General features: G+C 34.1%; 6 protein-coding genes. 1 reads left to right on the top strand and 5 read right to left on the bottom strand.

All coding sequences use genetic code 11. The features are described from left to right. Positions 1 to 263: 263 nt before the first annotated feature. The 5 genes from ACFFU9_RS07805 to ACFFU9_RS07825 form a co-directional block, all read right to left on the bottom strand. Positions 264 to 1,238 carry a bile acid:sodium symporter family protein gene (locus ACFFU9_RS07805; RefSeq protein ID WP_379860841.1) on the bottom strand — a complete coding sequence of 325 codons (975 nt, stop codon included), beginning with the start codon at positions 1,236 to 1,238 and terminating at the stop codon, positions 264 to 266. 2 nt (positions 1,239 to 1,240) lie between these two features. Further along, entirely contained in the window at positions 1,241 to 2,290 is a 1,050-nt protein-coding gene (locus ACFFU9_RS07810) for a nucleoid-associated protein (RefSeq protein ID WP_379860842.1), read from the bottom strand. A gap of 117 nt (positions 2,291 to 2,407) precedes the next feature. After that, on the bottom strand, positions 2,408 to 4,843 hold the full coding sequence (locus tag ACFFU9_RS07815; protein ID WP_379860843.1) for a DUF3352 domain-containing protein: 2,436 nt from the start codon (positions 4,841 to 4,843) through the stop codon (positions 2,408 to 2,410). Between the two features lie 65 nt (positions 4,844 to 4,908). After that, entirely contained in the window at positions 4,909 to 5,508 is a 600-nt protein-coding gene (gene rnhB, locus ACFFU9_RS07820) for a ribonuclease HII (RefSeq protein WP_379860844.1), read from the bottom strand. 84 nt (positions 5,509 to 5,592) lie between these two features. Then, positions 5,593 to 5,835 carry a hypothetical protein gene (locus tag ACFFU9_RS07825; RefSeq protein ID WP_379860845.1) on the bottom strand — a complete coding sequence of 81 codons (243 nt, stop codon included), beginning with the start codon at positions 5,833 to 5,835 and terminating at the stop codon, positions 5,593 to 5,595. A gap of 127 nt (positions 5,836 to 5,962) precedes the next feature. Between ACFFU9_RS07825 and ACFFU9_RS07830 the strand changes: the two genes are divergently transcribed. Continuing rightward, on the top strand, positions 5,963 to 7,942 hold the full coding sequence (locus ACFFU9_RS07830; protein WP_379860846.1) for a putative porin: 1,980 nt from the start codon (positions 5,963 to 5,965) through the stop codon (positions 7,940 to 7,942). The last annotated feature ends 324 nt before the right edge of the window (positions 7,943 to 8,266 follow it).

Raw genomic sequence — 8,266 nt, forward strand, 5'->3', positions numbered from 1 at the left:
AAAACAAAAAACCTTAAAAAACTAAAATATAGAATTTTAAGGCTAGGATATTATTGCACAAATTTAACGAAGAATTTGTTTGGTTTTTAACTCAGTTCTTTGTTAAAGCATGAGGCTGTACGATGAGCAGAAAAGAGGTTTTTTTAGCGATAGAATAATCTGTGAAGACACAAGGAGGGCGTTAAGGAAAATAAAAAACATCAACGAACGGAAGGTTTAGCACTTTATAATGGTATTATGTCGCTTCTTTTTTTATAGAAATATCATTCATCATCAATCTTTCTTTTTGCTAAGCGTGCCGCAATAATGCTCACAATAAAAATTTGTAATGCATGAAAAATCATCAATGGGAGTAAAATGATACCCATAGACATGGTACTTGGGAAAAGAATTTCAGAAAAAACAGTACCGTGAACCAACGACTTTTTAGTGCCACAAAATTGTGCTGTAATACGGTCTTCGGTATTAAATTTTAGTAAACCCGATAAAAAACCCGTAATAAAATAGACCGTATAAAAGAGAACGATAACCATTGCGAAAAGTAACAATAGATCGGGAATACTAACCGAACTGAAAATTTGTTCTTCAAAAGATTGAGCAAAGCTCTTATAAATGATAAGTAAAATGATAGACTTGTCGAACACCGTAAGTTGCGTTTTATAGTGTAAAGCGAGCTTGCCCCAATATTTCTGTAAGAGCATCCCTAAAATTACAGGAAGCAATATTTGAACTATTAAAGACATATAAATCGATTCTATATGGTAATCGGTAGTGTTGTGTTGTAAAAACAGGCTTATCCAGAGAGGAGTAACTATAATACCAATAAGGCCAGAGATGCTCGCGTTAAATATGGAAGCAGGAATATTGCCCTTCGCTATAGATACCATAACAACCGATGACGATACCGTAGACGGAAGTGCCGCCAAAAACAAAAAGGAAAGCCATAATGTTTGTGCTTCTTCGGTTTGGATTAAAGGCTTAAAGGCAATAACAATAAGTGGAAATATTAGAAAAGTAGTAAGCTGCACTAAAATATGGAGCTTCCAGTTTTTTAAACCACTTTTAATTTTATCAGGACTTAGCTTTAGGCCATAAAAGAAGAAAATTAAGGAAATACCAATGCTTCCAATTAAATCTAAAGGAACGGCGCTTTGTTTACTGCCCCAATTTGGATATAGATAAGCGATAAGAATGGTTGTTATAGTGGCTAGTATAAACCGATCAATCTTTATGTTCATAATTAATTTTCAGCATTAAAAAATACTTTATAGTAATGCATTTTCTTATCCTCATCATAACCACGCTCCAAATATTCTGCAGAGGCATCTGGGGCATCGATATCTAACTTTATTTGGATGTTGGTATCGAGCTTAATATCCGTTTTAAATTTCTTTTTTTCTTTATTAACAACGGCTTCCGCTACATCAAATTGGTTTCTTATTATAAGGTTTTGCTCGCCTTCAAATTCTTTCTTATAATCTTCAAACTGTTTTTTATGTTTATCTTCTTCAAACAGTTCGTCTTTGAAACGTTCTACGTTTACTATTTCGTTTTCTTTAAAGAAATCGATGGTTTTTGCTAAAAATGTGTTTTGCTCTTTAGCACCATATGTAGGCTTTAAAATTTCAGTAGAGAAATCTTTGCACAATTCTATATATTGTTGAGTATGGTTGTTGGCGTCATCAGCGTATTTAATGTTTAAAAAATGGTTTAGCCAATACTGTGTGTCGTAACTATTGTTGTCTACACTTAAAATAATGTTGCCTTCGCCATCGCTTTGGTTCAAGATCAAACAGCCTTTGTCTACTTTTTTTGAACTGATACCTTTTTGTACCAGTACATCATAACTGTTGTTCTCTAAGTAGGTTTGAAAAAAGTTGACTTTATTTTCAATTTTAAAGATGCCTATAGCATTTGTTGTAATGTCTCTAAACTCAATACCTTCAAACATAACAATTAGTACATCTCCTGTTTTTATTTGTGCAGAACTGGATTGCTCAAACAGGTGCATTACTATGTGTTTTGAAATATCTATAAACCCTTCTTCATCATTAAATATTTGATTGGAGTAGCTATTAATTTCATTTAAACTAATATTGGCATGGTGGTTGAACCGATAACTCTGTACTACGCTACCAAATGGTCTTAATAGAAAAGGGAGCATCAGCTCATAACTGGCCTCGTCGAAATCGACTAACTTTTCTGAAAAAGCATTTTTGGTGTCGTTAAATTTATTGCCAACTTTATGGATGATGCATTTTGAAATGGATGCGTTTTTTCTTGTAATCATGAGCTGTTATTTTATTCTGCAATAGTAAGGATTTCAAAAGATAAATGCATAAAAAAGAAATACCAAAACTCTAGTTATAAGACCCAGGGTTTAGGCCTTATAATTTTAAAAGTAGAGTTAATTAATTTGATATAATAATATGGAGTTAGATTCGCCTTTTACTATAAATTCCAAATCGCTGTCCGTATCTATGTTGTCAAGTGTTATTATGGAGTTTCCATAAACCGGAAAGTTTTGTATGCGCTCCGCCTGGCTATCATAAAGATATATTTTCTGAGATTGTAAATCGGTTATTGCGACATATATTTTATCGTTAATGTAAAACAATTGCGGTTTGGTGTAATTGCCATAATCTAGCTCTATGGACTTTCCTTTAATAGTTAGCTTGTTTTCGCTTAGGGTTACCAAGGTTTTACTTGTCGCATCAATATGGTGCCGCTCGGAAAGATTTAAATTCTGACTTCCTACGTTTCCTTTAGTGTCAATGAAAAGTATATCGCCCCTTTCTGTAGTAGTGGTAAACTTATCATTATATAAATAAACAAGTTCTGAGGAAAAATGCAGGGTTGTTTTTGGCGTTACCCTCGTGTTTCCTGTACGGTCTAAAATATAAAGTTTGCTTTGCGTTTTAAAGATAATATAATCTTTGCGGCCTATTCTTAAGTGTTGCGGCTGACTAATAATGGTGCCATTTGCATTTTTAAAAGTAAAACCTGTTACAGGTTTAGCGTTTACGTCATACATTAAAACGTGTTGCCCTTGAGTTACCAGTAATCGGTATTTTTTGTTTTTATCATAATCAAAAACAGAGAGGGGCTGTGTGATTTTATCATTGAATTTGCTAGGGAATGGTGCTACATCTGCACCCTCTCTATCTATAACATACAATCGGTTTGGTGTGGCAAATACCAATTGCAATCGTCCGTTTCTATAGATGTCAATCTGCTCTACATTGCCAAGAATGGGACCTTGCAATTGCTTTTTCCAAAGGATTTTTCCTGTATTGGAAATTAAATAGAGGTTGTTGTTTATGTCTTGAATAATAATCTCTTTCTGTTTAGTGATGTGATTGGTTACTAACTGAGGGTGGTTTAGTAAGTCAGATTCAAGTTTGATGTTCAGTTCTTCAGTTATAGAGTTTAGAGAAGCTTTGGTTTTATTTTTCTTTATAATACCATTTACATGCGCAAAACCATTGTCATACACAAATTGGAGCGAAGATGATTTATAAGGCTCTAGATTCAATTCCGATAGATTCTCTATGTTATTCCCTAAAATCGTTTTTAATAACGTAGGGTTTGTAACAAGCATTAGTGAGGCTTCATCGCCCAATTGTGCTTTTATATCTTGAAAGTAGGGTTGTTCACTTAAAGTGGTTTTGTTTTGGTAATTGGAAATGATGTTTTTTAGATGCTCTAGATTATTCGAAAACACAAAGAAATTATCTATTACAGCATACATGTCGAATGTTTTTGAATGGATAAAGGGTGTAAATGCATCGGCAAACAGCGTAGGTGTGCTAAAGTTGAAAATATCTATTTGTCTATAAGTTTCCACGATGTTTTGTTCGCTTAGTAAGGCATCAGACGTAGCAATTAAATCCACAGAGTTTAAAACAATGGCTTTATCTTTAGACTTATAAATAACTCCTACCTCAATAATATTATCGAAAAGGGATGGTGCGTTAGTAATAGAGTCCTTTTGATGAAACTTGGCTAAGTTCTTTTCAAAAGTTTTATAATTTTTAAATGTGAAGCTCATAAAGCCATCACTTTCCAAGGGGGTTAGGCGTTGTGTTTGTACTTCTTGAGCTGTGGTGTTCTTAAAAACGTCTATAAGTTTTTTTGAAGTTTCGGCGCTCTTTGTAATCCCGTTCAAATAAATGCTATTTTGATCAATATCGGCATCAATAGCTATATAATCAGTAAAAGTTTTGAAAAGCAAGGAATCATTCACAAAAAAAGACTTTAGAAATCTGTTTTTATGAGCCTTCAAGATTACAGATGTTGTTTTGTCTTGCCCTGTTGTATTATATACTTGTTCTAACGCTTGGTCAAGAGGTTTGTTCTCAAATGCTTTTTCAATTATTGTTTTTGAAGAAGATGAAATAAACGTACTGTCTATTATAGTGCTATAAAAGGTTTGGCTATTGACAGTGGACTTAGTGATGGATTTGTTTTTATATGAAAAGTGTTCCTCGATATAATCAGGAAGAGAATCAGTAACAAAAAGCGTTTTAGAGGAGGCTGTAATTACGGTGAGGTCTATTGTGTCTTTAACATCTTCAGAAATACAGATTAAAGTTTCAGTGTTAGGATTTAAATGTTTTAAAAGCTCTAGTTTGGTTTTTATATGTTTAAAGGCCTCCGATTTGGAGATGTTTTCGATGAAATCATTATTATCCAGACTGCTCTTAAAGCTTTCAAGGTTAGTTGTTTTTAAAATAAACGAAGCATTATCTGGAGCATAATGGATAAGCTTGGAACGTTCCGTTTTAGTGTTGGAGCAGCTTAAGGCTAATAAAAGGAAGAGGCATAAATAGAAAGGTCTCATAGAACGGATTAATTTTTACAAACCTAATAATTATCAATAAGTTTTTTCAAAGGAAAGTTAAAAAGTTACAAGTCAAATTTAAATTGTTCTGGAAGCAAGCGAAATGTTTTACGATGATACTTTGTAATGCCATATTTTCTAATGGCAGCTCTGTGTGCTTTAGTAGGATATCCTTTGTTTTTGTTCCATTGGTACATGGGGTATTCTTCATGGATGGAGTTCATGTACGCATCTCGGTAGGTTTTAGCTAAAATAGAAGCTGCTGCAATGCTTAAATATTTGCTATCTCCTTTAATAATGGTTTCAAAAGGTATATTTCCATAAGGTTTAAACCTATTGCCATCAACAATTATAAATTCTGGTACAAGGCTTAAACTACCAATCGCATTGTGCATGGCTAAAATTGAGGCGTTTAAAATATTGATGGTGTCAATATCTTCTTGGAATACATGGGAAACACTAAAGCAGAGTGCTTCTGTTTCGATAATTGGTTTCAATAGTGTTCTTTTAAGCTCACTAAGTTGTTTGGAATCATTTAGTGTTTTATTTTTAAAATTCCTTGGCAATACAACCGCAGCTGCGGTTACGGGGCCGGCAAGACAGCCTCTTCCCGCTTCGTCCGTGCCACATTCTAGAATGTGCGATGAATGGTTAATCAATAACATATAGCAAAAATATCGATAATTATTCAATGTACATATGCCTTATTGGATATAGGTGGGTTTATTAAATATGAAAGCACTTTGGAATTAAATAAGCGTTTTAGGATAGTACATAAAGGTAATTATAGCATTGCTGTTTGTCTGTAATAAGACCGATGATGATGGGTAATTGGCAATTTGAGGTTTATAAAGGGTGTCGAATAAATGCTCTGGACAGGCATATCTTTTAAGAATCTGAAAAGAATGCCTGAGATTTAAAAGGCCTGTGGCCGTTGCTAGAGTAGATGGAGCGCTAATTTTTTTCTCGGGATTTAAACTTTTTACTATCATCAGGAATTCAAGGGTATCCTTAATTTATTTATAAATTCATTAAATAATTAAAACCAGATTAAATAATATTCTGTAGTAATAAGGTTATCATATTTTGTATTTACCTTTGCATGGTTTATAAATAATTATGAAGAGATTAGTTTTAGGTTTTTTTTTAGTAAGCTTTTTTAGTCAGTTAAGTGCTCAAACAGAGCCGCTAGAGACCAATCGAGAGGTGGACACTGTGTCGTCTCAAGAACAAAAGATACCAGGGGCGAAAACGTCACAGAGAAAACCTGAGTCCATAAAGAACACTCAAGACAAGAAAGCCAGAATTCAAGACTATTTAATTATTTCTGTTGAAAAGGATACCACATATGTGGACACGACTTTAACCATATATAAAGAATATAAGTATAATTACTTACGCAGGGATAATTTTGGTTTAATGCCTTTTGGCAACTTAGGTCAAACCTATAATGCTCTTACTTATAATTTTCAGAATACAAGTTTAATGCCTGAAATAGGGGCGAGTGCACGGCATTATAATTATATGGAGGTAGAAGATATCTACTATTATCGGGTGCCAACGCCGTTAACCGAATTATTTTTTAAAACGGCTTTTGAGCAGGGACAGCTTTTAGATGCGCTTTTTACGGTAAACACATCCCCGCAGTTAAACATGTCTATTGCCTACAAAGGGTTGCGTTCCTTAGGAAAATATCAAAGACAGTTAACCAGTACGGGAAATTTTAGGTTTTCAGCAAACTATCAAACTAAAAATAAAAAGTATTTTTTGCGTACACACGCCGTGGCACAAGACCTAATGAACCAAGAAAATGGAGGAATAAAGGATTCAAGCGTAGAAAATTTTGAGAACGGTAACCCTGAGTTTTTGGATCGCTCTATTGTAGAAGTCAATTTTGATGGCGGTGATAATGCAGAAAACATATTAAAGGGAAAGCGTTTCTATCTGGATCATACCTATGATATCATCAACAAAAGAGATTCTTTGTCTGAAAACAAACTTAGTATCGGCCATGTTTTAACTTTTAAGGATAAAAGCTATGCATATAGCCAAAACAGTGCTAATGTTATTTTTGGAGAGGCGTTTAAAACAACTTCCCTTCGAGATTTGGTAACTTTAGAAGACTTCTATAATCAGTTCCATGTGAACTTCAGTAATAATATATTGGGCGATTTGCAGTTTAATATAAGTAATAACAATTACAACTATGGTTATGATAATATAGTAAACATTAGTGGCACTACAATTACAAATAGACTAAAAGGGAATGTCTTCTCTGCGGGAGGGAAATATCATAAGCAATATCGAGGCTTTGATTTAAAAGGGGAGCTGGGTTTGAATATTGCTGGAGATTTTGATGGGAATTTCTTGAAAGCTACTGCCTCGTTTAAGCTTAATGATGATATTTCAGCATCTGCAACACTTAATCATAGCTCTAAGGCACCAAATTATAATGTGTTACTATATCATAGTGACTATAAAAACTATAACTGGAACAATAATTTTAATAATATAAAAACACAACAGCTGGCATTCCAGTTAAAGTCAAAAAAATATGCCACGGTATCGATAGACTACTCTACAATAAGCGATCATACTTATTTTAAAAAAGAAGACAACCTGATTAAGGCGTTTCAAAACAACAGTACTATAAACTATTTTAGGATAAAGCTGGAAAACGAAATAAAGTTTAAAAACTTAGCATTGAACAGTACCATATTATATCAGGAAACAGATGATAAGGACAATACGCTAAATGTACCACAGTTAACCACACGTAATACGTTGTATTATGGTAACCATATGTTCAAGAAAGCCCTCTACTTACAAACAGGGGTTACCTTAAATTACTTTACTAAGTATTATATGAGCGGCTATGACGCTGTTCTTGCGGAATTCTATGTTCAGCGAGACATGGAATATGGAGGGTTTCCCCGTTTGGATTTCTTTATAAACGCTAAGGTGCGTCAAACCAGGATCTACGTCAAGGCCGAGCATTTCAATGCAGCTTTTACGGGATACGATTATTATTCTGCCCCCGGGTATCCCTATCGCGACTTCGCAGTGCGTTTCGGGGTGGTCTGGAACTTTTTTATGTAAGCCCTATTATATAGGTAAGGGTCTATGTGCCCTTATAGAAGGATCCAAGCCAGATAAGCCAGTATATCTGGCTTTTTTATTTGGTGTTCGGGTTGGTGTTCGGTTTTGCTTTGTGGCACGTTTTGTCCAGTGGGGCTTATTTTTCTGTCCTTTTAAGATTAAATTTACGGAGCTAACCTATTGTAGAATAATGTCTTGTGTGGCCTGTTTAAAATTTATAAAAAAAAAGTTTTAAAAAGATGGTCTTTAAGAAGAAAAAGGGTTTTATATTTGCACCCCGCTAAGCAAGGATATTTAGAATTGCGATTGCGTTACGTTCATAGA

The sequence above is a fragment of the Mariniflexile ostreae genome (assembly GCF_042427585.1).
Taxonomy (GTDB): Bacteria; Bacteroidota; Bacteroidia; order Flavobacteriales; family Flavobacteriaceae; genus Pseudalgibacter; species Pseudalgibacter ostreae.

Bases quoted from the DNA above. Each gene is read 5' to 3' on its own strand.
- ACFFU9_RS07805 (WP_379860841.1), bottom strand. From the start codon at position 1,238: ATGAACATAAAGATTGATCGGTTTATACTAGCCACTATAACAACCATT.
- ACFFU9_RS07810 (WP_379860842.1), bottom strand. From the start codon at position 2,290: ATGATTACAAGAAAAAACGCATCCATTTCAAAATGCATCATCCATAAA.
- ACFFU9_RS07815 (WP_379860843.1), bottom strand. From the start codon at position 4,843: ATGAGACCTTTCTATTTATGCCTCTTCCTTTTATTAGCCTTAAGCTGC.
- rnhB (WP_379860844.1), bottom strand. From the start codon at position 5,508: ATGTTATTGATTAACCATTCATCGCACATTCTAGAATGTGGCACGGAC.
- ACFFU9_RS07825 (WP_379860845.1), bottom strand. From the start codon at position 5,835: ATGATAGTAAAAAGTTTAAATCCCGAGAAAAAAATTAGCGCTCCATCT.
- ACFFU9_RS07830 (WP_379860846.1), top strand. From the start codon at position 5,963: ATGAAGAGATTAGTTTTAGGTTTTTTTTTAGTAAGCTTTTTTAGTCAG.